We start from the raw sequence: 22,836 nt of genomic DNA, 5'->3' as shown, positions 1-22,836 counted from the left end.
TCGCGGGAGGCCGGAGGGTCGGGCCGGCGCTACCTCGGCTCGCGCACCATGAACACGTCCACCGGGTCCTCGGTCTCGGCTGTGAATCCGTGCCGCTCGTACAGCCGTCGGGCCGGGCTGCCCTGCAGCACGTTCAGCCGAACCAGGCTGCCCTCGCGGTCGCACCGCTCCAGCAGCCGACGCAGCACGTCCGCACCGATGCCGCTGCCCTGCAGGTGCGGTGCCAGGTAGAAATGCTCCAGCCAGTGGGCGTCCTCGGCCGGCCGCAGCGACACGCAGCCGGCGAACGCGCCGCCCACCTCGATCACCCAGGTGTGGGCGGGCGCGAACCCGTCCCGCAGTCGCTGCCGGACCCGCTGCTCGTCGTACCGCCCGAGCCGCTCCAGATCCGCCCTCAGCACCACGGCCCGCAACTCGGCCACCACTTCGACGTCGTCCCGTGAAGCCGGCCGAATCTTCCAGTCCGCCATGATCGCCAAACTACTGCCCCGAGCGGGCGGCTGGCCGGGAGCGGGCGCCAGGTGGTTCGGTGACGCGGTGGGCACGGGCCGGTGACGGGCGGGCGGCAGGCTGGGTCGGCCCGCGCACCAGACTCCCGCCCCGGAGGCGCTCCCGTGACAACCCCTGACCCGGACCGCGGTGGGGTGGTGGTCGTCCGGGTGTGGTTCGAGGACCGGCCGGACGAGCTGGGCTTCCGCGCCCTGGTGACGAGCTGCGTCGACCTGGCCGGCGGCCGGTCGGAGAGCCGGGCGGTGACCTCGCCGGACGCGGTCGTCGAGGTGGTGCGCAGCCGACTGGTGGACATCCTCGCCGGTCACCAACCGCGGTGACCCCACCGCCCGACCCAGGGAAGGCACATGACCGAGAAGATCAACTGGAGCCTCCAGGTCCGCGTGGCCCACGGGCCGCAGATCGCGGCCACCGGCGTCGTCGACGTCGAGGCGTACGACAAGGTCTCGGTCGAGATCGCGGCCGGGGAGAGCCAGCAGGTGGATCTGGTGCCCGCCGGCACCGAGCGGGTCGGCATGGTGCTGATCGTGCCGGCCACGCCCAGCGCCGACCTGTCGTACGAGATCGACGGCACGGCGATCGCGCTCGACGGCGCGCACGCCTTCCTGGGCGCCGGGGCGGCCCGGCTGCTCGGCGCGGACCCGGCGAGCCTGACCTTCACCAACGACACGGCCGAACCGGCCCGGCTGGACATCCTGGTCGGCCGGGACGTCACCCCGTGAGGGCCGCGGCGATGTGACGCCGGGGTGACGCAGCGCGTTCTACCCTGCCGGGGCAGGCCCGCGCCGCAGGGGAGGTCCCGGATGACCGCCGACTTCGTCGACGCCCTCGTCGCCGACCAGCCGGCCGGGGCCGGCCCGGTGCTGCGGCTGCTCGGTGACGTCCGGGTCAGCCACGGCACCCGCTGGTACGACGTGCCCGAGGGCAGCAAGCGGCTGCTCGTCTACGTGGCACTGCACCGCCGCCGCCTCGACCGGGGCCACGCCGCCGCCACCCTCTGGCCGGACGCCCCGGACTCGCGCGCCGCCGGCAACCTGCGCTCGGCGCTGTGGCGGCTCAACCAGGCGCACGTCGGCCTGATCGGGGTGGACCGGCACCACCTGGCGTTCCGGCCCGGCGTGCTTGTCGACATCGACCTGGTCACCGCCTGGGCGGGCCGGCTGATCGCGGGCCGCCCGGCCGGCGCCGACCTGACCGCGCTGCCCACCGGCGGCATCCTGTTCGACCTGCTCCCCGGCTGGTACGACGACTGGGTGCTCACCGAACGGGAGCGCGTCCGCCAGCGGGTGCTGCACGGTATGGAGGCGATGAGCCGGCACCTCGTCACCACGGGCCGCTGCGCGGAGGCCGTCGAGGTGGCGCTGACCGCCGCCGGGGCGGAGCCGCTGCGCGAGAGCGCCCAGCGGGTGCTGCTGGAGGCCCACCTGGCCGAGGGCAACTGGGTGGAGGGCCGGCGCGGCCTGGACACCTACCGCCGGCTTCTGGCCCGCGAGCTGGACATGGAACCCGATCCACGGCTGGCCGAACTGCTCGACGCCTATCCGCGCGCCCGGCCGGCGGCCACCGCCGACCGGCCGCGCGCCTCCTCGATCAACGCCATGAGCTGAGCCGAGGGCCGCACCCCCAACTGCTCGGCGAGCAGCCGGACCACCAGGTCGGCGTGGCGCAGCGCGTCGCTGACGTTCCCGTTCGCCAGCATCGCGGTGAGCACCAGCCGGTGGCCGCTCTCCCGCAGCGCGTCGGCGGCCACGGCCTCCAGCGCCCAGCCCAGCCCGGCGGCCGGGTCACCGGCCCGGATCGCCGCCGCGGCGGCGTCCTCCAGCGCCCGCAGGGCCCGGTGCCGCAGCAGTTCCCGGTGCATGAGCACCCAGTCGTCGTACCAGCCGGGCAGCAGGTCGGGGCAGCCGGCGGCGGCGTGCCGGCGCAGGAACGCCGGGTCGACCGGACCGCGGGCGGCGAGCGCGCGGGTGTCCACGACCACCCCGGAGGCCAGCGCGAGCGCGCCGGTGGAGTCCGCGAGCAGCTCCGGCGCGGCCTTGCGCAGCCGCCACAGCGCCGTGCGCAGGTCCGCCGACGCCCGTTCCTCCGGCTTGCCGGCCCACATTGACCAGGCGGTGCGCGCCCGGTCCGAGGCGCCACGCACCGCCAGGAAGGCCACCAGCCGCTGCGCCGTCGCGGGCAGGGCGACCGGATCGCCGTCCCGGTCGAGCCCGAAACCGCCAAGCAGCCGAAGCCGCCAGCCGACCCGTTGCGGGGGTACGCCTGCCGCTGCTGGTTCCGTCGTGATCCACATGTCGGCGCTCCGCTCTGCTCGGGGTGTGGGCGGAGGGTCATCTCTCGAATACCGCAGCCGGCGGGTCGCCGGGAACGGGCCTGTCGGTGGCCGGACATCCCGTTCGTCCACGTGGCCCGGCGGCCGGTTCCGATCGACGGCGGAGACCGGCCGAACGGCTGCCCCGGCGGACGCGCCGGCCGGCATGGAGGCGAAGGGGCAAAGTCGTTGGCGAACCGCGCGGGGTCGCCTATGGTGGGCCGATGTACCCGGCCGGGCTGCTGTCCGCGACCGCCGTCACCACGGCGGCGCCCGCTGCTGCCCAGCGCCGGCGTCCCGAGACGGTGCCCGCCCGACCGGCGGGCACCCGCTCCGTCGCGCCCATCCACGGCCTCCCGAGCCCGATCCCCACCGACCGTGGCCCACCCGGATCCCGTTCATCCGCGTACGGCCACCCAGGGCGAAGCCAACCGGCTTCGGCCCTTTTTCTTTTTCCTGGAGGGGATCTGAATGGGCACCGACCTGCACGACGACCGGCTCACCCGGCTGCGCGCCACGCTGACCGAGGACTTCGCGGCGCAGACGGCCCGGCTGACCGAGCTCACCGCGGACACCGGCGACCCGGGCGAGGCGCACACCCGGGCCGCGCTGATCGCCGCCACCCGGCAGAGCCTCGGGCAGATCGGCGACGCGCTGCGCCGCATGGCCGACGGCGGCTACGGCCGCTGCCAGCGGTGCGCCGGGCCGATCCCGGTGGAGCGGCTGGAGGCGCTGCCGCACGCCACCTTCTGCGTGCCCTGCCAGCAGAAGCACGGCTGACCCGACGGGCGCCGGGCCGTCACCACGCGGCCCGGCGCTCCGGCAGCAGGCGTCCGAGCCAGTCCAGCAGGACCCGCTCGTAGTCCGGGCTGACGCCGGCCAGGTCGTCGCGACCGTCCAGGGTCGGCGCGTGGTCGCAGCCGGCCAGTCGGGCCACGGTCAGCGCCGCGTCGCGTGCGGCCCGCCGCCACACCACCAGGCTCTGCTCGATCGGCGTCCACGCGTCGGTCTCGCCGTAGCAGAGCAGCACCGGGTCGGACAGCTTCGCGAAGACGGGCTCCGGGTCGAAGTCCATGTCGGCCCAGGTGCCGGGAGTGTCGGGCAGCTCGCGGGGCAGGTGCGCGAGCGGGAACCAGGGCCGCCGCACGGCGACGTCCAGCTCCGCCTGGGCGGTGGCCCGGGGCACGTCGCCGCGCAGGAACCCCTCGGCGATCCCGCGCAGCCGGTGAAGCTCGGCGAGGTCGGCCCCGCCGTACCCGTGCCGGCGTAACTGCTCCGCGGTGCCGTAGCGCATCTGCGCGGCGGGGCTGACCCCGCTGCACCCGACCAGCACGAGGAAGTCGACCCGGTGCCGGGTGGCGGTGAGGGCCGCCGCCCAGGCGCCCTGGCTGAACCCCCACAGCCCGACCGGAACGTTCCCGACCCGCGCGCGCAGCAGGTCCAGGGCCGCCGCCGCGTCGTCGGCCTGCGCGGCCAGTGGCACATCGTGGCCGTCCACCCGGGGACGCCGGTCGTACCGCAGCACCGCGATCCCCGCTGGCGGCAGCAGCCGGGCCAGGTGCTCGTACAGGAAATGGGACCGCTCGCCGGCGTGCGAGCCGTGCAGCACCACCAGGCCGCCGCGGGCCGGCCCGGCCGGCAGGTCCAGGGTGGCGGCCAGGTCGAGCTCACCGACGCGCGGCTCCATGCACGCAGTCAACCACGTCGCGCGCGGTCCCGGCCGCCCCGCCGTCGGGCCGGCATTCCCCGGGCCGTCGGGCTGCGTACGCTGGCGCGGTAGACCGTCGCGACCGTGGAGACCGCCGATGACCAGCCCGCGCACCGTCCGCACCGCCCGTCCCGCCGACGTGGCCGCTCTCGTCGACCTGGTCGAGTCGGCCTATCGCGGGGAGCGCAGTCGGGCCGGCTGGACCACCGAGGCCGACCTGCTCGGCGGGCAGCGGACCGACCCGGACATGGTGGCCGAGGCCGTGTCGAGCCCGGCGGGGACGATTCTGGTGGTGGAGGACGGCACGGAGATCGTGGCCTGCTGCCACCTGGAGCGCCGCGACGACCACGTCTACTTCGGGATGTTCGCGGTGGCCCCGGGGCGGCAGGGCGGTGGGCTGGGCCGGGACCTGTTGGCGGAGGCCGAGCGGCACGCGCGGGAGCAGTGGCACAGCGGCGAGATGCGGATGACCGTGATCACGCAGCGGGAGGACCTGATCGCCTGGTACGAGCGGCGCGGCTACGTCCGGACCGGCGAGCTGAGCCCGTTTCCCTACGGCGACGAGCGGTTCGGCGTGCCGCTGCGGCCTGATCTGGCATTCGAGACCCTGCGGAAAAAGCTCGGCTGAGCCACGCGGCGCGACGTCAGGCCCGCTGGGCGCGCCGTCCGTCGAGCCGGATCGTCCACGGCTGCACATCGTCAACCTGTAGATGCGTCTCGCTCCACGGATCACGGGCGAGGGCAGCGCGGACGAGGTCTTCAGACTCGGCGTCGACGACGAGCACCACCCTGTGCTCGTCTGCCAGCGGCCCGCCCAGGACGACGAAGCCCGCATTCAGCAGCTCGTCCATGAACGCCGAGTGCGCGGGCCAGCCGGACTGCTCTTCCATGGGCCGTGCCGGGTCCCAGCGGGGGCCCGATCGCCGAAGCAGGACGAGGAACATGGCCACGCCACGGACAGTACTGCACGGGACCGCTCGCAGGGCCCCACGGAATCAGCCGCCAGCGCTCGGGAAACTCTGACGCCCTTCGCTCCGTCGATGGCTTGTCGCAGCATGTCGGCGTGCCCGTTGCCAGCACCCGGAGCCCGCTGCCCACATTGTCGCTCCCGCTGGTCGCGGACGAGCACCGCCGCGGCTGCGGTCGGAACGGCCAGCCTCCCGGGTCAGGCCCGGGGCGCCGACTCCGGCGGCGCGTCGGCGAGCTCGGCGATCACCTCGGCGTGGCAGCGTTCCGGCACGCACCAGCAGCCGAGCCGGCGTCCGCGCAGGTCGGGCAGGAGCGCGAGCAGGTCGGGCCGGCCGAGCAGGTACGCCCGGTACTTCTCGATCACCTCGTCCCGGGTGCCGTCCGGCCCGGGCCGGTACGGGCTGGACAGCGGGGACTGCGGCAGCCGCCAGCCGCCGCGCGACATGGCCCGCCCGACGTAGACCACGTCGGCGTACGCCGGGTCGTCCCGGTGGCCCTTCAGGTTGACGACCGTGGTTCTGCCCATGGCCCTCAGTGTGACGGTCAGCCGCCGGGCGCGGGAACCGGGCCGGTGGAGTCGCGGACGATGAGCGTGTGGCCGGTGGAGCGACGTCGTGGCCGCGTCGACCTGGGCTTCAACGCGAGAGTGAGCGCCATCCGGCCCATCTCGGTCATCGGCAGCCGGACGGTGGTCAGGCTGGGCGCCAGGTCGGCGGCGACGGACACGTCGTCGAAGCCGACCACCGACACGCGCTCCGGCACGGGGATGCGCCGGGACCGCAGGACGGACAGCACGCCGATCGCCATCGCGTCGTTGAGCGCGATGATCGCGGTGCTCTCCGGGTGGTGGTGCAGGATCCGCTCGGTGGCCACCCGGCCGCCGTCGCGGGTGAAGTCGGAGTGGACGACGGCCAGGTCGTCGGGGGAGTGGCCGTGCGCGGCGAGCGCGGCGGTCACCCCGGCGAGCCGGTCGGCCACCGTGGTCAGGCCCGGTGTGCCGGCGGCGACGGCGATCCGCCGGTGGCCGAGGGCCAGCAGGTGGGCGCCGATGGCCCGGCCGCCGGCCTCGTTGTCCGGCACCACCGCGTCGACGCCCAGGGCGTGCCGACCGATGACGGCGACCCGCCCACCGGACCGCTGGAAGCCGGCGAGTTCGGCGCGCGCCTCCGCCTCCACCCTCGGGTCGTCGTAGCCGGACCCGGCGATGAGGATGATCCCGACCTGCTGGGCGATGAGGTGTCGCAGCTGGCGTAGCTCGTTCTCCGGGTCGCGTCCGGAGTGGGCGATCTGGACCAGCAGGCCCTCCTCGGCGGCGACCTGGAGCACGCCGCTGGCGATCTCGGAGAAGTACGGGTCGTCGATCTGATGGACGATCAGGCCGACGGTGGAGCTGGCGCCGCCGGCGAGGGTGCGGGCGTACGGGTTGGCGACGTACCCGAGTTCCCGGGAGACCTGCCGGACGTGCCGGGCCACCTCCTCGCTGACGCCCTCCCGCCCGGCGAGGGCGCGGGAGGCGGTCGCCAGGGAGACGCCGGCGCGTTCCGCCACGTCGACGAGACGCAACCGTGGTCCGGGTCGGGGCATGGGTGACTCCTGGGAGGGATTGATCCGCGCCGTGCTCTTGCCCGTGGCGTAGGGCACAGCTTAGGGTACGAAAGCGCTTACGTAAGCGCTTTCGTACGAACGGCAACGCCGCCGTCCGACCCGCCGCCCGGCGAGCCTCACCTCGGCCGCGCGGCGCTCGGACGGACCTCCGTCCTGTCCCGACGTGCCTCCGACTCCACCTCCGGGCACCCCACCACGCCCGGTACGTAAGCGCTTTCGTCACCGCCACCACCGCACCGACGAAGGGAGCTCCTCCCCATGAGAAGACCTCGACGCGTCGCCGTCGCCGCCACCGCCCTGCTGGCGCTGGCGCTGACCGCGGCGGCGAGCCCGGCCCAGGCCGACCGGCCCGGACCGCACGACGTCCACCCCGCCCTCTGGTCACACCTTGTCGCCTTCTACGACTTCGACCACCCGGTGGTCGGCGACCCCGCGCTCGAACGGGACCTGGGCCGCTCCGGCACCGAGATCGAGCTGGTCAACGGCGCCGAGGCCATGCGGGTGCCCGACCAGGCGTACAAGGGCAGCGGCGACGCGCTGCAGACGCGGCAGGTCAACCCGGACGCCGCCGGCAACGACGACTGGAAGGCCGGCACCTGGTCCTCCAACGGCGTACGCACGCTGCGCGCGTTCAGCGGCGCCGAGGGCACCACGGTGATGGGCTGGTTCAAGCGCGAGATGGACGGCCCCGCGCTCAACTCCACCACCGCCAACCCCACCGACCGCTACAACGCGATAGGGCTGGCCGGCGTGCTGACCGGCGACTCCGACGGGCACGGCGTGCGCGCCCTGCTGGAACTCATCGACGTCAAGGGCGAGCTGCGCCTGGTCGCCCTCGGCCGCCGCGTCGACGGCGGCGCCTCGCAGACCTTCGCGGCGAACGAGGACTGGCGGACCCTGCTGCCGAAGGGGGAGTGGGTGCACCTGGCCGCCACCTACGACTTCACCAGCGGCACCATGGCGCTCTACCGCAACGGCGAGCCGGTCGACGGCTTCTACACCACCGCGGGCGACCCGTGGCAGCTCAACGGGCCCGGCCCGCACGTCACCAGCGCCACCGACCCGCGCGGCATCAAGATCGGCGGGAGCTTCCCGCAGAACAACCTGGAACGCAACCCGTGCGACTGCCGCATGGACGGCCTCATGTTCCTCGACAGCGTGATCCCGGCCGGCGACATCGCCAAGCAGTACCGCTACATGGCCCGCTGACCGTTCCTCGGACCGTCCCACCGAGAAGGAGAACCCGCGTGTCCATTCGCGCTGGCAGCACCGGCAGGCTCCGCAGAGCCGTCCTCACCGCCGGGGTCACTGCCGCCACCCTCGTCCTGTCCACACTCGTCGCCGGGCCCGCCCGGGCCGCCGGTGCCGTCTACGACCCGATCCCCGAGTCGCCGATCCAGTCGCGGCTGGGCCTGGTGCTCGAGGAGTACGCGAGCTTCCCGCAGTCCACGCCGAACCCGGCCCCGGTCGACCAGCGGCTGGTCCGCAAGGCCCGGATCAACACCATCACCGAGCTGCCCGACGGCTCCGGCCGCCGGGCCGTGCCGGACCTCAACGGCAACCTCTACCTCGTGGAGAACGGCACGCCGCACGTCTACCTGGACGTCGCGGCCACCTTCGCGCCGCAGTTCTTCTCCGGCCGCGGTCTCGGCCAGGGCTTCGGCTACGTCGCCTTCCACCCGGACTTCGGGCGCAACGGCCGCTTCTACACCATCCACACCGAGCAGGCGTCCCTCGCCACCCGCACGCCGGACTACGCCCAGCCGAACACCATCTACCAGGCCGTGATCACCGAGTGGACGGCCACCGACCCGGCCGCGGACACCTTCGCCGGCAGCCACCGGGAGGTGCTGCGGATCGGCTTCGGCGGCCAGATCCACGGCGTACAGGAAATCAACTTCAACCCGACCGCGAAGCCGCACGATCCCGACTACGGGATGCTCTACCTCGCCGTCGGCGACGGCGGCCAGGGCTACCGCAACGGCGACCCGCAGAACATGGGCATGCCGCACGGCAAGCTGCTGCGCATCGACCCGCGCGGCACCAACGCGCCCAACGGCCGGTACGGCATCCCGGCCGACAACCCGTTCGTCGGGCGCGACGGGGCCCTCGGTGAGATCTACGCGGTCGGCTTCCGCGACCCCCACCGGTTCAGCTGGGACCGGGCCACCGGCCGGATGTACCTGGGCCACATCGGCGAGCACGCCGTCGAGTCGATCTACGAGGTCCAGGCCGGGGACAACTTCGGCTGGAGCGAGCGCGAGGGCAACTGGGTCTTCGACAAGACCGCCACCAACCCGTGCGACAAGCTCTACCCGCTGCCGGCCGACGACGCGAAGTACGGCTACACGTACCCGGTGGCCGCGTACGACCACGACCCGGCCGCCGGCTGGAACTGCACCTCCGACGTCGGCGTCGCGGTGGCCGGCGGGTTCGTCTACCGCGGACACACCGTCCCCGCACTGATCGGCAAGTACGTCTTCGGTGACCTGGTCGACGGCCGTATCCTCTACACCGAGGCCAACGAGATGCGCCGCGGCGAGGGGCTCGCCCCGATCCACCGGTTCGCCCTGTACACCACCGCCGGCGACCTGGTGCGCATGCGGGACCTGTCCAGCCCGGGCGCGCCGGGCGACCCGAACCGGGTCGACCTGCGCTTCGGCACCGACGCCGCCGGTGAGCTCTACATCCTCGCCAAGGCGAACGGGAAGATCTGGAAGGTGGTCGGCACGAAGAACGTGGCGGAGGGCGACGTGGGCAAGACGAAGGTCGTCCACACCGGGGGCGCGGAGAACTGGACCCCGGTCACCCCGTCGAAGTGGCAGTTCGACGGCGACGAGGTCATCCTCGCCGAGGCGGGCGTGAGCCGCCCCGGGCCGCGCCGGCCCTTCGAGTACGCCATCCTCAACAAGGGCCCGGCCTTCTCGTCGGTCCAGATCGACGCCCGCGTACGCCTCGACACGCCCGTGGAGGTCACCAACCGGGACATGATCATCGTCTTCGGCTGGCAGTCGGACACGCAGTACTACTACGCGCACCTGTCCACCGACAACACGATCTACCCGCACAACGGCATCTTCAAGGTCAACAACGCCGACCGGGAACGGATCGACCACCAGTGGAACGGGCGCTCCCGCGGCGCCAACCCGGCGATCACCGACGCCGACTGGCACAAGGTGCGCGTCGTGCACCTGCCCGCCACCGGCGAGATCGCCGTCTACGTCGACGGACACAAGGATCCGCTGCTGACCGCGAAGGACACCACCTTCACCTCCGGTCGGGTCGGCTTCGGCTCGTTCGACAACATCGGCCGTACCCGTCTCTTCACGGCGACCGGTACGCCAGCGGCCTGACCTACGGACAACGTGGAGGGCGGCGGCGAGCATGCCGCCGCCCTCGTCGCGTCCCGGGCTGCTTACCGAAACGAGTGATTTCACGGTGGACTTTAGCTTCGGGCGGCCGTGACTTTTGACGAACTGATGCAAAGTTTGCGCGTCAGTCGTCTAGCTTCCTGCTTTTCCCGGCGATAGCCTCTCGCCGGGAGCATCACTCCCGCCTGGCTCGTCGAGATCCGCCTCCACTTCCCACGCTGGAACTGGAAAGGAACTACATGTCCAGCCAACCTCCGGTCGCACGAACCCTCAGATCACACCCCGGCGCGGGTCGAGAGACCCGACGGCGTCTGCTGCGCTGCCTCGTCGCCGCCCTACTGCCGGCGGCGTCCCTGTCCGCCGGCTCCCTCGCCGTCGGCACCCCGGCCTGGGCCGCGCCCACCAGCGCGCCGGCCGTACTCAGCCCGACCGCCCCCACCGGCACCAACGGCTGGTATCGCGGCCCGGTCACCCTGAACCTCTCCGCCACCGATGCGGCCAACGGTGTCGAGCGCCTGGAGTACCGGCTCGGCAACTCGGCACCGTTCCAGACCGCGGCGTCCGCGGCCGCCCCGTACCCCGCCAGCCTGACCGGGTCGGTCCAGATCACCCAGCAGGGCACCACCGCCGTCGGATACCGGGCCATCGGCGGCGACGGCTCGGCCGAGGCTGTCCGCACCATCACCATCCGGATCGACACCGTCGCGCCGGTGGTCAGCTGGCCGGGCATCGTCAACGGGCGCGTCGGCCACACCGCCACGCTGATTCCGACCCGGACCGACCCCCCGCCCGGCTCCGGCGGCGTCTTCGTCCACCGCATGTGGATCGACGGGTCCGAGGTCACCCCACTGCCGGTCGCCACCTCGACCCTGGCCACCGGTGGGCACACGATCAGCCTCGTGGCCAGCGACGCGGCCGGCAATGCGGCCCGCTTCGACCAGGCCTTCATGGTGACCACGTCCTTCGCCGACCTCGACACCCTCCTTACCGGCTCCGTCACCAGCGGCGCGATCAGCGCCGCCGCCGGGGACAGCCTGCGCGCCACGTTGGCGGAGGCGGCGAGCCTGGCCGATGCGGGCGACGCCTCCGAAGCGGTGCGCGCCCTCAACCAGTTCGTCGCCGCCGCACAGCGCGCGACGGAACCCGGCGCCACCCGGGACACGCTGGTCGGTGACGCCCGCTACCTGAAGCAGCAGGTCACCGACACGCTGCCGGAGGAACCGACCACCGGCATGACCGTCACGCCGACCGCCGGACCGAACCCGATCCCCGCGGCCACCCCGCTCGCGGCGTCGACGAACTTCCCCGGTGCCAGCTTCCGGGTGCTGTACTTCTCGGCCACCAAGGGCTTCCGGCACGACCACATCCCCGACACCGCCCTGCTCATCGGGCGGCTGGGCGAGCAGTACGGCTTCGACGTCGACATCTGGGACCCGAGGCTCGCCCCGGCGTCGCTGCCGAGCACGCCGTTCACCTCTGCCGCCGACCTGGCGAAATACAAGACGATCATCTTCTCCTCACCGGTGGACGGGACGAATCCCAACAGCGCGCCGGACGCGGACGCGCTCAACGCCAGCGAGCTGGCCGCCTTCCAGGGATACATCCGGGCCGGCGGCGGGTACCTCGGGCTGCACGGCGCGTCCGACGCGATCCACAACGTGCCCTGGTACCGCGACCTGGTCGGCGCGTGGTTCACCAACCACCCCGGCGGCCAGAACGGCGAAGGAACCTGCGGTAGCTGCATCAACGTGCGGGTCAACACCGAGGACCCCGGCAACCCGGCCGTCGCACACCTGCCGAAGACCTGGCTCACCATCGACGAGCTGTACAACTTCGACCACAACCCGCGCGCCGAGGTGCACACTCTGCTGAGCCTCGACGAGTCCTCGTACCAGCGGAGCCTCAACAGCGGCAACGCCGCGACCAACCCGCTGCGCCTGATGGGCGGCGACCACCCGATCGCGTGGTGCCAGGAGTACGACGGCGGACGCGAGTTCTCGCTCATCCTCGGCCATGATCGCGCGCAGTACTACCGCGACCCGTTCACCCGGATCCTCCTGAGCGGTATTCACTGGACGGCCGACCAGACCGAGGCGAACTGCTCGACCTTCCGGCAGACCCGCATGCTGATCAGCGGCGACGCCGCCGCCGGTGCCCTGGACGCGAAGTCGGCAGCGGCCGCCTCCGCGCTGCTCGACGACGCTCAGGCCGCCTACCTCGCGCTGGACCACAACGCCGCGACCACGTCGCTCAACCGGATCATCGCGATCGCCGGTGACCCCGCTGCCGGCAGCGAGGCGGCGCGTGCCGAGCTCGACCGCCAGGCCCGCCAGCTGCGGGACTGGATGTTGTCGTTGAAATCGTCCTGACCCTTGCGTTGCCGCCGGCCCCCTGCGGGCCGGCGGCAACGCAGGCGGGGACGTCCAGGCGTCCTGCAGCCGCTCGGCCGGCACGGGTGCCGGCCTCGATCACGCGCTGAAGGGGGCCCGCAGGTCCGAACCCCGTCTGGCAGGCTGCCCGCCGTGGTGACGGGTCGGGTGCCGGACGCGTGGCGAGGGGTCGACAATCCCGGAGGCGGGCGAGGATGTGGCTATGGAGTTCTTCTGTTACCACCGCGACCGGCCCGGCTCTCTGGCGTTGCGCAAGGAGCTGCTGGAAGCGCACTGGTCCTACATGGACCGGTACGCGGCCGAGATGGTCGCCCGGGGCCCGACCTTCGCCGCCGACGGTGAGACGCCCACCGGCAGCGTGCACATTCTCGACCTGCCGGATCCCGCCGCCGCCCGGGCGTTCGCCTTCGACGAACCGAACTACCAGGCCGGCGCGTACCGGGACGTGCTTCTGCGCCGGTGGCGCAACACGCTGGGCCGCACCATGTGGGACTTTCCCGGGGGACGGACCGGCGGCAACCGCTACCTGGTGCTCGGCCTCGGCGCGGGACACACCGCCGACCTCGACGTACCGCCCGACCAGCACGACCTGATCGCGTACGGGCCGCTGCTCTCCGACGACGGCGCCACCTGGCTGGGCACGGCGGTGCTGGTGCGGGCTTCGGACCCGGAGGAGGCGCGCGCCGTTCTGACCCCCGACCGGTACGCCGAGATCGAGGTGCACGACTGGGCGTTCGGCGGGCGGCCGTCCTGAACTGCGACTCACTCCGCGCACAGCCAGCCGGCCAGGACCGCACCGGCCGGGTTGGCTTCGGCTCGTTCGACACCATCGGGGCCGTACCGGCCTACCGTGATCGCGGTGCGCCGCAGCCGGTAACGGTGCCGCGTAAACGGCGCGGTCCGGAGTGCTCCCTGTCCAGCTCGATGGCGACCATCGCCGGCAGTGGCTGTATGGGCTCCGGCTACCTGGGTGACATCTTCACTGTCGTTCGGTGTGGCGTCGTGCCGGCTGTGACGGTGAACGGATGGCGCAACCGATGCATCGCCACTTCACCGCAGTCGGATGCACGAGGCGCGGGCTTCACTGCCTCCGCGGTGGACGGTGAAACAAACGGTGCCATGCAACCGCCGGCCGCAGCGGTCGGGCTGCGGAAACCCGGTACGCCGGCAACCGGGTGCCGTTCCCGGCTGAACCCACCGGGAACCGTCGGCGGGTGGGCGGCCGGTGCGTGCGGTGACGTGGTGATCATGGTCATGCTATGCCTTCCTTGAACGGCACGTCGCAGAGAAGGCACGGGCCGCAGGCCACGGGAAATCGCAGAACGAACCTGAATAACGATGATGGGTGGAATGCCGAACGGCGGCCTGCTGAACCAGTCAGGCCGCCGTTCGGCAGAACGTGGATCAGAGCGGGCGGATATCCGACGCCTGCCGGCCCTTCGGGCCCTGGGTGATGTCGAACTCCACCCGCTGGTTCTCCTCGAGGCTGCGGAAGCCGCTCGCGGAGATCGCCGAGAAGTGGGCGAAGACGTCGGCGCCGCCGCCGTCCTGGCTGATGAAGCCGAAGCCCTTGTCGCCGTTGAACCACTTCACGGTACCTGTAGCCATGTCTGCTCCTTCGCAGGCTGTTGAAGACCGCACTGTGCGGACTCGCGCATCGCCGCGTTGATCAGCCGCGCCGGAAACGACACAAACGAGAAAAGCGCCTGGATGGGCTTTGGTTGACCCATCAGGCGCCGAAACGTCTTCGGAAATCAAAACTGCAACCGGGCAACCGTAACACAGAATCCGTCGATCGCCGCCACCGATGCACGCCGCCCCGTCACAGCACTGCACCGGCACCGGCACCGGCACCGCTGCATGTAGCGCGCGTAGAGTGGGCACCGGATCAGTTCGTCAACATCGTTGACGGGCCAGCGCCTACCGGGCGTGCTGCCCCAGGTCTCGGCAGTGTCCCCAGGACAACTTCGAGGTTCGAGGGCCGAGCGTTGGCAGACCATCCGATCGCCACGGACACGTCAGTGTGCTGACGGCGTCCCGTCAGGAATCGTGCCCGGGTCTTCGGCCGCTACGTTGCGGCAACAATCAGCCAATCCCGCCCTGCGCGGTACGACGCGGCACGGCTGCGGCAGGTGGGCGCCGATCCAGCTGGCCCGACCGAGCAGCACCGACACCACAGGAGAACGACATGACCTTCGTGTTAGCCCCGCCCACGGTCTCTCCGTCACCATTGCGCGAGCCCACCAAGACCCTCCGCGAAAAAGGGGCAGACAGCTTTCACGCCGCGCTCGCCGCGGTCCTGGCGACCGGGCTGGAGAAGGCTCTCGAAGCGGGCGACCACCCGAGAGCGATCAGCTTCATCAACCGCGGCTTCGCAGAAGGAAGTCCGCAGCTGGGCTGCGACCTCCTCTGCCGGGCGATTGCGGTCGTCGGGACAGCACGGACCTGGACGGTGCAGCTCGCACCTCTGCGTCACCCTGGCTCCCTGGATTGACGCAGCCCGCCACGCTGCGAATCGCTGCTCACCACTCGAGGTTCCGCCACGCCTTCACCGACCGTGACGGCTGTCTGTCCAGGACGGATGCCCACCCGGCGCTGGCGATCGGCTACCAACACACTGCCCGGATCCGCGCCGAGCACCGAGTTGTCTTGGGCGGCGACTTCACCTGCTCCACCGAACGGGCCGCCGCCCACGCATCGAAACGCTGACGGTGACGCACGACGGCGCCCCTCCTCGGCGGGAATCATGCCGTCGAGATGGAGGCTGGGACGGGTGCGCGATCCCGGCCGCCGGAACCGTCGTCCTAGTCGCGGGTCAGCCGCCGGGACAGCAGCTCGCCGGCCTCGGTGAGCCACCTCGCCGGGTCGCTCAGGGCCGCCTCGACCGACCCGGCGAGCTCCACCAGGGGCACCGCCGCGGACACCGAGCCCGGGACGGGCCCGCCGATCTGGCCGGCGACCACGCCGACCGACGCGCCGGCGGAGCCGGCCGCCTGGAGGAGCGTGCCGACCACCTTGCCGGTCAGCGAGGTCTCGTCGAACCGCCCCTCGCCGGTGAGTACCACGTCCGCGCCGGCGAGCGCGTCCGCCAGCCCGACCAGCTCCGCGATCCTCGTCGCGCCCGGCACGATCCGGGCCCCCCACACCGCCGCCAGACCGTACGCGGTGCCGCCGGCCGCGCCGGCGCCCGGCTCGTCGGGGTCGCCGCCGGCCAGTTCGGCGAGCCGGCGCAGGGCCCCGTCCAGCAGCCTCACGTCCGCCGCCTCCGCGCCCTTCTGCGGCCCGTAGACGGCGGCCGCGCCGGCCGGCCCGGTCAGCGGCGCGGTCACGTCCACCAGCAGCTGCACCCCGCCTGGCGGCGCGGGCAGCAGGTAGGTGGCGTCGAGACGGGCCAGGTCGGCAAGCGCCGCGCCGCCCAGCGGGAGGTCCCGGCCGCCCTCGTCCTGCAGCCGCAGCCCGAGGGCTCGCAGCGCGCCGGCGCCGCCGTCGGTGGAGGCCGAGCCGCCCAGGCCGATCACGAGACGGGTGGCCCCGGCGGCCAGGGCGGCGCGCGCCACCACGCCGAGCCCGTACGTGTGCGCGCCGAGCGGGTCCGGCCGGCCCATCAGCGGCAGCCCGCTGGACTGGGCCAGCTCCAGCACCGCCGTCCCGTCGGGCAGCAGCAGCCAGGCCGCGGACACCGGCCGGCCGTCCGGACCCGGCACGGTCATGGTCCGGCGTTCGGCGTCGGGCAGCGCGGCGGCGAAGGCGTCGACAGTGCCTTCGCCGCCGTCGGCCAGGGGAAGCAGCCGTACGTCGTCGCCGGGCCGGTAAGCCAGCCAGCCGCGGGCCAGGGCGCGGGCCGCATCGTCGGCGGTGACCGAGCCCTTGAACGAGTCGGGGGCGACGACGACCCGCATCAGTCGGCGAGCACGAGCTGGAGGTACCGGTCCTTCATCGTGGCGAGGACCTCGTCGGGGTCGGTCGCCCACACCTCGGCGTTGAAGATCTCCACCTCGGTGTCGCCGGTGTAGCCGGCCTCCTCGACCGCCCGCCGGAACGGCGGGAAGTCGATGTGCCCGTCGCCCATCATGCCCCGGCCGAGGAGCACGTCGGCCGGGAGCGGGGTGAGGAAGTCGCAGACCTGGAAGCTGGCGATGCGGTCGCCGGCCCGGGCGATCTGCCGCCACACCTCCGGGTCCCACCAGATGTGGAAGGTGTCGACGACGACCCCCACCTGCGCGACCGGGAACGGTTCGGCCAGGTCGAGCGCCTGCCCCAGGGTCGACAGCACCGCCCGGTCCGCGCAGTACATGGGGTGCAGCGGCTCCAGGGCCAGCCGGACGCCCCGCTCGCCCGCGTACGGCGCCAGTTCGGCGAGGGCGTCGGCCACCCGCTGCCGGGCGCCGACCAGGTCGCGGGAGCCGGGCGGCAGGCCACCGACGACCAGGACCAGGCAGTCCGTGCCCAGGCCGGCGGCCTCGTCGATGGCGCGCCGGTTGTCCTCCAGCGCGGCCCGCCCGGCGTCACCGCCGGCGGTGAGGAAGCCGCCCCGGCACAGCGACGACACCCGCAGTCCCGCGTCGGCGACGAGCTTCGCGGCGGCGGCCACCCCGATCTCGGCCACCGGCTCGCGCCACAGGCCGATGGCCGGTATTCCGGCGCGGACGCAGCCCTCCACGGCCTCCCGCACCGACCAGGACTCGGTGGTGCGCTGGTTCAGCGACAATTTGGCCAGGCGGGGATCGGTGCTCATGCCGTGCTCCCGTTCGTTCGCGACTGCGGGGCTCGCAGGACCGGCGCACTCCCCGCGCTCACGCGGTCACCCCGGCCACGGACAGGTAGCGGCGCATCCGGGCGACCGCCAGGTCCGGGTCGAGCAGCAGCCCGGCGGCGTCGGCCAGCCGGAACACCTGGACGAGGTGCGGCACGCTGCGCCCGCTGTGCAGCCCACCCACCATGGTGAAGCCGGGCTGGAAGCCGTTGAGCCAGGACAGGAACGCGATGCCGGTCTTGTAGTACTGCGTCGGCGGGGCGAAGACGTGCCGGGACAGCGGCACGGTCGGGTCCAGGATCGCCCGGAAGCCCGCCGTGTCGCCGGCGTCGAGGCGTTGCAACGCCGCGGACGCGGCCGGGGCGACGGCCGCGAACGCGCCGAGCAGCGCGTGGCTGAACCGCCGGCCGTCGCCGGCGATCAGCTCCGGGTAGTGGTAGTCGTCGCCCGTGTAGACCTTGACGGTGGGCGGCAGCAGCTCGCGCAGCCGCACCTCCCGCTCGGCGTCCAGCAGCGACACCTTCACCCCGTCGATGACGTCGGCGTGGGCCTGGATGAGGGCGACGAACGTCTTGGTGGCCTCGTCGAGGTCGCTCGACCCCCAGTAGCCCGCGAGGGCCGGGTCGAACATGTCGCCGAGCCAGTGCAGCACGACCGGCGTGGACGTCTCCCGCAGCACCTGCTCGTAGACGCGCAGGTAGTCGTCCGGGCCGGTCGCCAGGGCGGCGAGCTGCCGGCTGGCCATCACCACGGCGGTCGCGCCGCACTCCTGCACGAACGCGACCTGCTCGACGTACGCGCCGACGACCTCGTCCAGGGTGTCCGGCACGCCGGTGAGCTGGTCGGTGGCCGCCCCGGCCACGATGCGCCCGCCGCAGGCGGCGGCCTCGGCGGCGCTGCGCCGGATCAGCTCCCGGGTGGCCGCCCAGTCCAGCCCCATCCCGCGCTGGGCGGTGTCCATGGCCTCGGCCACGCCCAGCCCCCAGGACCACAGGTTGCGCCGCACGCTCAGCGTCGCGTCCCAGTCCAGCCGCGCGGGCCGGCCGGGAGCGTTGTCGGCGTGCGGGTCGGCGACCACGTGCGCCGCCGCGTACGCGATCCGGCTGGCCGGCGCGGTGGCCGGCCGCTGCCAGCCGGCCGGCTCGCGCAGGGTCAGCTCCTCCGCGCCGCCGTCCGGGCGGGGCAGGGTGATCCGGGCGGTCACAGCCGGATCTCCTCGATCTCGATCCGCCGCCCCTCCCGGGCCGAGCGGAGCCCCGCCTCGGCGAGCTGGACGCCCCGGACGCCGGCCAGGAAGTCCCACGGGAACGCCTCCCCGTCGACGACGTGCCGCAGGAACGCCTCCCACTGCACCTTGAACCCGTTGTCGAAGTCCTCGTTGTCGGGGACGGTCTGCCACTGCGCGCGGAAGGGCTCGGTGACCGGCAGATCCGGGTTCCACACCGGCATGGGGGTGGCGCCGCGGTGCTGGATGCGGCACTCGCGCAGCCCGGCAACGGCGCTGCCGTGCGTGCCGTCGACCTGGAACTCCACCAGCTCGTCCCGGTACACCCGGACGGCCCAGGAGGAGTTGATCTGCGCGGTGATGCCGCCGGCCAGCTCGAAGATGCCGTACGCGGCGTCGTCGGCGGTGGCCCGGTAGGTCTGGCCGGTCTCGTCCACCCGCTCGGGGATGTGCGTGGCGATGTGCGCGGTCACCGCGGTCACCGGGGCGAAGATCTGCTCCAGCACGTAGTGCCAGTGCGGAAACATGTCCACGGTGATGCCGCCGCCGTCCTCGGCGCGGTAGTTCCAGCTCGGCCGCTGGGCGTCCTGCCAGTCACCCTCGAACACCCAGTAGCCGAACTCGCCGCGCACCGACAGGATCCGGCCGAAGAAACCGCTGTCGACCAGCCGCTTGAGCTTGCGCAGGCCGGGCAGGAACAGCTTGTCCTGCACGACGCCGTTCTTGACGCCCCGCGCGGCGGCGAGCCGGGCCAGCTCCAGCGAGCCGGTCAGCCCCTCGGCGAGCGGCTTCTCCGTGTAGATGTGCTTGCCGGCCTCGATGGCCGCCCGGATGGCCTTCTCCCGCTGCGCGGTCACCTGCGCGTCGAAGTAGATCTGGTGGGAGTCGTCGGCGAGCGCGGCGTCCAGGTCGGTCGTGTACGACGTCAGCCCGTGCCGGGCGGCGATCTCGGCGAGCTTGGCCTCGTTGCGGCCGACCAGGGTCAGCTCCGGCCAGATCCGGCTGCCGTCGCGGGCCGGCAGGCCGCCCTGCTCGCGGATGGCGAGCAGGGAACGGACCAGGTGCTGCCGGTACCCCATCCGTCCGGTCACCCCGTTGAGGATGATCCCGATAGACGTGCGCTCCACGTGTGTGTCCTTCCAGTGGTTATTCGGCGGTCGTCGTCGCACCCAGCAGGTCCCGGATGCGTCCCGTGGCACGGGCGAACTCCGGCGCCGACATGGTCGGGCCGTAGTCCCGTTCGACGGGAAGGTCGACATCGATGACCTCGGCGACGGTGCCGGGTCGAGGGGTCATGACGATCACCCGGTTGGCCAGGTAGACCGCCTCGGCGATGGAGTGGGTGACCAGCAGGACGGTGGTGCCGGTCTCCCGCCAGATCCGCCGCAGCTCGACGTTCATCTGCTCGCGGGTGAGGGCGTCGAGCGCCCCGAACGGCTCGTCCATGAGCAGCACCGGGGGGCGGTGCAGCAGCGCGCGGCACAGGGCCACGCGCTGCTGCATGCCACCGGAGAGCTCGTTCGGGTACGCGTCCTCGAAGCCGGTCAGCCCGGTCATGGCGATCAGCTCGTCGACGCGCTGGCGCGCCTGCGCCTTCGGCATGCCCCGCATCTCGGCCTGGAGCAGGATGTTGCGCCGGGCCGTGCGCCACTCCAGCAGGGCGGCGCGCTGGAAGACGTACCCGATGTCGCGCCGCGGCCCCCGCACGTCCTCGCCGTGCAGGCGGACCTGGCCCGACGACGGCCGCAGCAGGCCGGACACCAGCTTGAGCAGCGTGGACTTGCCGCAGCCGGAGGCGCCGACGATGGCCACGAACTCGCCCGGCTCGATCCGCACCGAGACGTCGCGCAGCGCCGTGACGTCCTTCTTCTTGGTGCGGAACCGGACCGCGACCTGCTCGATGTCGACCGCGGCACCGGTCGCCGTGGCGTCCGCGGAGCGCTGCGTGGTGGTGTTGCCGACCGTCATCGGTCTCATCCCTTCGGGGAGAAGCTCGCGTCCCAGTACTTCGAGGGCGACTCCGCCTTGGTGATCACGCCGGCGTCGGCGAAGACGGTGATGGTCTTCTGCCAGTCGGACTCGTCGTTGACGCCCGGGGCCTGCCCCTTGGTGGCGTCGGTGTGCAGGAGCTGGAGCGTGGCGTTGAACTGGTCGGTCAGCACCTTCTCCGACGGCAGCTGCTGGGATGCGCCCTGCATGGCCGCCACGGCGCCGGCGGCGTCCTTCTCGGCGGCGGCCCAGGCCTCGCTGCTGGCCGCGACCATCCGCTTGACCAGGTCCTGCTTGTTCTTGATGGTGTCGCCGGAGGCGAGCAGGCCGTTGCTGAAGAAGGTCAGGCCGTGCTCGGCGAACTTCAGGTAGGAGACCTGCTTGCCGGCCTTCTCCTGCATGGTCGGGCCCTGGTCGGTGGCGAAGCCGAGCAGCGCGTCGGTCTTGCCCGACATGACGGCGGCCATCTTGCCGGCCGGGTCGGTGTTCTGGAGGGTCACATCGGTGGCGGCCAGACCGTTGGCCTTGAGGAACGCCGGGAAGGTCTTGCTCAGGGCGTCACCGGCCGTGGAGGCGATGGTCTTGCCCTTCAGGTCGGCGGGGGAGTTGATGTTCTTCTCGCTGAAGAACTGCACCGACGACGGGGTGGTCTGGAGGAAGACGCCGACGCTCTTGACGTCCATCCCCTGGCCCACGGCCGAGAGCAGCGCCGGGGTGTCGGCCCAGCCGAAGTCGGTCTGCCCGGCGGCGGTGGCCTGGATCGTCTTCTGCGAGCCCTGGCCGGCCTGGATGGTCAGGTCGATGCCGTGCTTGGCGAAGATGTCCTTCTTCTTGCCGTAGTAGAACGGCGCGTGCTCGCCGTACGGGTACCAGTTGAGGGTGAGGGTGACCTTGTCCAGGCCCTGGGCGTTCTTCTCCTGCTCGCCGGAGGACGAGCCGCAGGCGGTGGTGGCCAGAAGGAGTGCCGGCACGAGCGCGGCGGCGAGAGTACGCAACTTCATCCGAAGGTTCTCCTGTTCACAGCGTTGTGGTGGCGGCGTCGGTGCGGCGGCTGGCGTGCCAGGGCAGGACCAGGTACTCCAGCAGTTCGACGACGACGAAGAGGAGCACGCCGAGCAGGGACATGATGATCAGCCCGGCGAACAGGGTCGGGGTGTCGAGGTTGCCGTTGGCCTGCAGGATCACGTAGCCGAGGCCCTCGTTGGCGCCGACGAACTCACCGACGACGGCGCCCGTGACGGCCATGGTGGCGGCCACCTTGAGGCCGGCGAACAGGTGCGGCAGGGCGGCGGGGAACCGGATCTTGCGGAAGGTCTGTGCCGGGCCCGCGCCCATGGTCGCCGACAGTTGCAGCATCTCCGGGTCGATCGACTTCATGCCGGTGACCGTGGAGATGACGATCGGGAAGAAGGCCATCAGGACCGCGACGACGACCTTGGGTGACAGCCCGAAGCCGAGCCACACGATGAACAGCGGCGCGATCGCGATCTTCGGGATGACCTGGGCGAACAGCAACAGCGGGTAGAGGCTCTTCTCGACGGTGGGGGAGTAGACCATCACCACGGCGGAGAGCACGCCGACCACGATGGCGATGACGAAGCCCAGCACCGTCTCGTAGGTGGTGATCCAGGTGTGGTGGGCGAAGTAGCCCGGCTGGGCGAGGACGACGTCCAGCGTCGTGCCGGGCGAGGGAACCAGGTAGGGCTTCACCAGGTCGGCGGCGGTGACGAGCCACCAGACGACGAGGATGGCCGCGAGGACCGCGGCGGGACGCCAGGTGTTGCGGGCGAACCGCAGCAGGCCGGCCCCCGCTGCGGCCGGGCGGCGGGCGGCCGACGCGGTGGCGCCGGCGGGAGCGGTGCGCTCCGGTTGCTCGATGGTGCTCTGCGCGGCCATGACCCTCCGTTCTCCCTGGCTGGCCGGCGTTTTCCGGGTCTTCAGCCGCGGGGTAGGCGCGTGCCGTCGGCAGGGCCGGACGGCCCCGTGAAGACGGGGAACCGGCCCT

At 72.5% G+C, this 22,836-nt stretch carries 24 protein-coding genes; 10 read left to right on the top strand and 14 right to left on the bottom strand.

The features are described 5' to 3' along the window. Positions 1–29: 29 nt before the first annotated feature. Positions 30–470: a GNAT family N-acetyltransferase gene (locus GA0070603_RS06125; protein WP_091308439.1), complete on the bottom strand. Its 441-nt coding sequence runs from the start codon at positions 468–470 to the stop codon at positions 30–32. 144 nt (positions 471–614) lie between these two features. Between GA0070603_RS06125 and GA0070603_RS06120 the strand changes: the two genes are divergently transcribed. The 3 genes from GA0070603_RS06120 (at position 615) to GA0070603_RS06110 (ending at position 2,117) form a co-directional block, all read left to right on the top strand. After that, complete coding sequence (locus GA0070603_RS06120; protein WP_139131833.1) at positions 615–830, top strand: hypothetical protein; 216 nt, start codon at positions 615–617, stop codon at positions 828–830. A 27-nt stretch (positions 831–857) separates the two neighbouring features. Further along, positions 858–1,232, top strand: a complete 375-nt coding sequence (locus GA0070603_RS06115) for a hypothetical protein (protein ID WP_091308430.1) — start codon at positions 858–860, stop codon at positions 1,230–1,232. 81 nt (positions 1,233–1,313) lie between these two features. Continuing rightward, positions 1,314–2,117: an AfsR/SARP family transcriptional regulator gene (locus GA0070603_RS06110; protein WP_091308426.1), complete on the top strand. Its 804-nt coding sequence runs from the start codon at positions 1,314–1,316 to the stop codon at positions 2,115–2,117. Here GA0070603_RS06110 and GA0070603_RS06105 read toward each other — a convergent pair. Further along, a complete protein-coding gene (locus GA0070603_RS06105; RefSeq protein ID WP_167544508.1) occupies positions 2,048–2,803 on the bottom strand; it encodes an AfsR/SARP family transcriptional regulator in 756 nt (251 codons plus the stop codon). The two genes, GA0070603_RS06110 and GA0070603_RS06105, sit on opposite strands and share 70 nt — an antisense overlap. A gap of 489 nt (positions 2,804–3,292) precedes the next feature. Between GA0070603_RS06105 and GA0070603_RS06100 the strand changes: the two genes are divergently transcribed. Then, positions 3,293–3,601: a TraR/DksA family transcriptional regulator gene (locus GA0070603_RS06100; RefSeq protein ID WP_091308420.1), complete on the top strand. Its 309-nt coding sequence runs from the start codon at positions 3,293–3,295 to the stop codon at positions 3,599–3,601. 19 nt (positions 3,602–3,620) lie between these two features. On the opposite strand, the gene GA0070603_RS06095 is transcribed toward GA0070603_RS06100, so the two are convergent. Then, positions 3,621–4,508, bottom strand: a complete 888-nt coding sequence (locus GA0070603_RS06095; protein ID WP_091308416.1) for an alpha/beta hydrolase family protein — start codon at positions 4,506–4,508, stop codon at positions 3,621–3,623. 118 nt (positions 4,509–4,626) lie between these two features. On the opposite strand from GA0070603_RS06095, the gene GA0070603_RS06090 reads away from it, so the two are divergent. Beyond that, a complete protein-coding gene (locus GA0070603_RS06090) occupies positions 4,627–5,157 on the top strand; it encodes a GNAT family N-acetyltransferase (protein WP_091308412.1) in 531 nt (176 codons plus the stop codon). A gap of 16 nt (positions 5,158–5,173) precedes the next feature. Here GA0070603_RS06090 and GA0070603_RS06085 read toward each other — a convergent pair whose 3' ends face one another. The 3 genes from GA0070603_RS06085 to GA0070603_RS06075 all read right to left on the bottom strand — a co-directional run bounded on the left by GA0070603_RS06085 (position 5,174) and on the right by GA0070603_RS06075 (position 7,082). After that, positions 5,174–5,473, bottom strand: coding sequence for a YciI family protein (locus GA0070603_RS06085; RefSeq protein ID WP_341864953.1), 300 nt, complete (start codon positions 5,471–5,473; stop codon positions 5,174–5,176). A 221-nt stretch (positions 5,474–5,694) separates the two neighbouring features. Then, the gene (locus GA0070603_RS06080; protein WP_091308406.1) at positions 5,695–6,024 is read right to left on the bottom strand and encodes a DUF4326 domain-containing protein; all 330 of its coding nucleotides are present in this window, start codon (positions 6,022–6,024) and stop codon (positions 5,695–5,697) included. A gap of 17 nt (positions 6,025–6,041) precedes the next feature. Then, entirely contained in the window at positions 6,042–7,082 is a 1,041-nt protein-coding gene (locus GA0070603_RS06075) for a LacI family DNA-binding transcriptional regulator (protein WP_091308405.1), read from the bottom strand. A gap of 279 nt (positions 7,083–7,361) precedes the next feature. On the opposite strand from GA0070603_RS06075, the gene GA0070603_RS06070 reads away from it, so the two are divergent. The 4 genes from GA0070603_RS06070 to GA0070603_RS06055 all read left to right on the top strand — a co-directional run bounded on the left by GA0070603_RS06070 (position 7,362) and on the right by GA0070603_RS06055 (position 13,618). Then, positions 7,362–8,312 carry a LamG-like jellyroll fold domain-containing protein gene (locus GA0070603_RS06070; RefSeq protein WP_091308401.1) on the top strand — a complete coding sequence of 317 codons (951 nt, stop codon included), beginning with the start codon at positions 7,362–7,364 and terminating at the stop codon, positions 8,310–8,312. 38 nt (positions 8,313–8,350) lie between these two features. Next, positions 8,351–10,456, top strand: a complete 2,106-nt coding sequence (locus tag GA0070603_RS06065) for a PQQ-dependent sugar dehydrogenase (RefSeq protein ID WP_091308398.1) — start codon at positions 8,351–8,353, stop codon at positions 10,454–10,456. Between the two features lie 257 nt (positions 10,457–10,713). Further along, entirely contained in the window at positions 10,714–12,843 is a 2,130-nt protein-coding gene (locus tag GA0070603_RS06060) for a ThuA domain-containing protein (protein WP_091308395.1), read from the top strand. A gap of 223 nt (positions 12,844–13,066) precedes the next feature. Beyond that, positions 13,067–13,618: a YciI family protein gene (locus GA0070603_RS06055; RefSeq protein ID WP_091308392.1), complete on the top strand. Its 552-nt coding sequence runs from the start codon at positions 13,067–13,069 to the stop codon at positions 13,616–13,618. A gap of 650 nt (positions 13,619–14,268) precedes the next feature. Here the strand turns inward: GA0070603_RS06055 and GA0070603_RS06050 are convergent. Then, positions 14,269–14,472, bottom strand: a complete 204-nt coding sequence (locus tag GA0070603_RS06050) for a cold-shock protein (RefSeq protein ID WP_091308389.1) — start codon at positions 14,470–14,472, stop codon at positions 14,269–14,271. 580 nt (positions 14,473–15,052) lie between these two features. Between GA0070603_RS06050 and GA0070603_RS06045 the strand changes: the two genes are divergently transcribed. Beyond that, complete coding sequence (locus GA0070603_RS06045) at positions 15,053–15,358, top strand: hypothetical protein (protein ID WP_091308387.1); 306 nt, start codon at positions 15,053–15,055, stop codon at positions 15,356–15,358. A gap of 310 nt (positions 15,359–15,668) precedes the next feature. Here the strand turns inward: GA0070603_RS06045 and GA0070603_RS06040 are convergent, their stop codons facing one another. The 7 genes from GA0070603_RS06040 to GA0070603_RS06010 are packed head-to-tail and all read right to left on the bottom strand — an operon-like array spanning position 15,669 to position 22,727. Further along, on the bottom strand, positions 15,669–16,763 hold the full coding sequence (locus tag GA0070603_RS06040; RefSeq protein WP_091308385.1) for a glycerate kinase: 1,095 nt from the start codon (positions 16,761–16,763) through the stop codon (positions 15,669–15,671). Continuing rightward, the gene (locus tag GA0070603_RS06035) at positions 16,763–17,599 is read right to left on the bottom strand and encodes a sugar phosphate isomerase/epimerase family protein (protein WP_091308382.1); all 837 of its coding nucleotides are present in this window, start codon (positions 17,597–17,599) and stop codon (positions 16,763–16,765) included. Before GA0070603_RS06035 ends, GA0070603_RS06040 begins: the two co-directional genes overlap by 1 nt. Before the next feature lie 58 nt (positions 17,600–17,657). Next, positions 17,658–18,821 (bottom strand): dihydrodipicolinate synthase family protein, encoded by a 1,164-nt coding sequence (locus GA0070603_RS06030; protein ID WP_091308379.1) that lies wholly within the window; start codon positions 18,819–18,821, stop codon positions 17,658–17,660. Beyond that, the gene (locus GA0070603_RS06025) at positions 18,818–19,969 is read right to left on the bottom strand and encodes a Gfo/Idh/MocA family protein (protein WP_091308375.1); all 1,152 of its coding nucleotides are present in this window, start codon (positions 19,967–19,969) and stop codon (positions 18,818–18,820) included. Before GA0070603_RS06025 ends, GA0070603_RS06030 begins: the two co-directional genes overlap by 4 nt. A gap of 19 nt (positions 19,970–19,988) precedes the next feature. Further along, on the bottom strand, positions 19,989–20,810 hold the full coding sequence (locus tag GA0070603_RS06020) for an ABC transporter ATP-binding protein (RefSeq protein WP_091308372.1): 822 nt from the start codon (positions 20,808–20,810) through the stop codon (positions 19,989–19,991). Between the two features lie 5 nt (positions 20,811–20,815). Continuing rightward, entirely contained in the window at positions 20,816–21,832 is a 1,017-nt protein-coding gene (locus GA0070603_RS06015; protein ID WP_091308369.1) for an ABC transporter substrate-binding protein, read from the bottom strand. Positions 21,833–21,848: 16 nt separating this feature from the next. Beyond that, positions 21,849–22,727: an ABC transporter permease gene (locus GA0070603_RS06010; RefSeq protein ID WP_091308366.1), complete on the bottom strand. Its 879-nt coding sequence runs from the start codon at positions 22,725–22,727 to the stop codon at positions 21,849–21,851. Between the last annotated feature and the right edge of the window lie 109 nt (positions 22,728–22,836).

This window comes from Micromonospora chersina, assembly GCF_900091475.1.
GTDB classification, from domain to species: domain Bacteria; phylum Actinomycetota; class Actinomycetes; order Mycobacteriales; family Micromonosporaceae; genus Micromonospora; species Micromonospora chersina.
This window is presented reverse-complemented; position numbering and strand designations above follow the sequence as displayed.

Bases quoted from the DNA above. Each gene is read 5' to 3' on its own strand.
- GA0070603_RS06070 (WP_091308401.1), top strand. From the start codon at position 7,362: ATGAGAAGACCTCGACGCGTCGCCGTCGCCGCCACCGCCCTGCTGGCG.
- GA0070603_RS06090 (WP_091308412.1), top strand. From the start codon at position 4,627: ATGACCAGCCCGCGCACCGTCCGCACCGCCCGTCCCGCCGACGTGGCC.
- GA0070603_RS06015 (WP_091308369.1), bottom strand. From the start codon at position 21,832: ATGAAGTTGCGTACTCTCGCCGCCGCGCTCGTGCCGGCACTCCTTCTG.
- GA0070603_RS06050 (WP_091308389.1), bottom strand. From the start codon at position 14,472: ATGGCTACAGGTACCGTGAAGTGGTTCAACGGCGACAAGGGCTTCGGC.
- GA0070603_RS06115 (WP_091308430.1), top strand. From the start codon at position 858: ATGACCGAGAAGATCAACTGGAGCCTCCAGGTCCGCGTGGCCCACGGG.
- GA0070603_RS06040 (WP_091308385.1), bottom strand. From the start codon at position 16,763: ATGCGGGTCGTCGTCGCCCCCGACTCGTTCAAGGGCTCGGTCACCGCC.
- GA0070603_RS06035 (WP_091308382.1), bottom strand. From the start codon at position 17,599: ATGAGCACCGATCCCCGCCTGGCCAAATTGTCGCTGAACCAGCGCACC.
- GA0070603_RS06085 (WP_341864953.1), bottom strand. From the start codon at position 5,473: ATGTTCCTCGTCCTGCTTCGGCGATCGGGCCCCCGCTGGGACCCGGCA.
- GA0070603_RS06075 (WP_091308405.1), bottom strand. From the start codon at position 7,082: ATGCCCCGACCCGGACCACGGTTGCGTCTCGTCGACGTGGCGGAACGC.
- GA0070603_RS06020 (WP_091308372.1), bottom strand. From the start codon at position 20,810: ATGACGGTCGGCAACACCACCACGCAGCGCTCCGCGGACGCCACGGCG.
- GA0070603_RS06095 (WP_091308416.1), bottom strand. From the start codon at position 4,508: ATGGAGCCGCGCGTCGGTGAGCTCGACCTGGCCGCCACCCTGGACCTG.
- GA0070603_RS06010 (WP_091308366.1), bottom strand. From the start codon at position 22,727: ATGGCCGCGCAGAGCACCATCGAGCAACCGGAGCGCACCGCTCCCGCC.
- GA0070603_RS06055 (WP_091308392.1), top strand. From the start codon at position 13,067: ATGGAGTTCTTCTGTTACCACCGCGACCGGCCCGGCTCTCTGGCGTTG.
- GA0070603_RS06060 (WP_091308395.1), top strand. From the start codon at position 10,714: ATGTCCAGCCAACCTCCGGTCGCACGAACCCTCAGATCACACCCCGGC.
- GA0070603_RS06110 (WP_091308426.1), top strand. From the start codon at position 1,314: ATGACCGCCGACTTCGTCGACGCCCTCGTCGCCGACCAGCCGGCCGGG.
- GA0070603_RS06105 (WP_167544508.1), bottom strand. From the start codon at position 2,803: ATGTGGATCACGACGGAACCAGCAGCGGCAGGCGTACCCCCGCAACGG.
- GA0070603_RS06100 (WP_091308420.1), top strand. From the start codon at position 3,293: ATGGGCACCGACCTGCACGACGACCGGCTCACCCGGCTGCGCGCCACG.
- GA0070603_RS06045 (WP_091308387.1), top strand. From the start codon at position 15,053: ATGACCTTCGTGTTAGCCCCGCCCACGGTCTCTCCGTCACCATTGCGC.
- GA0070603_RS06125 (WP_091308439.1), bottom strand. From the start codon at position 470: ATGGCGGACTGGAAGATTCGGCCGGCTTCACGGGACGACGTCGAAGTG.
- GA0070603_RS06080 (WP_091308406.1), bottom strand. From the start codon at position 6,024: ATGGGCAGAACCACGGTCGTCAACCTGAAGGGCCACCGGGACGACCCG.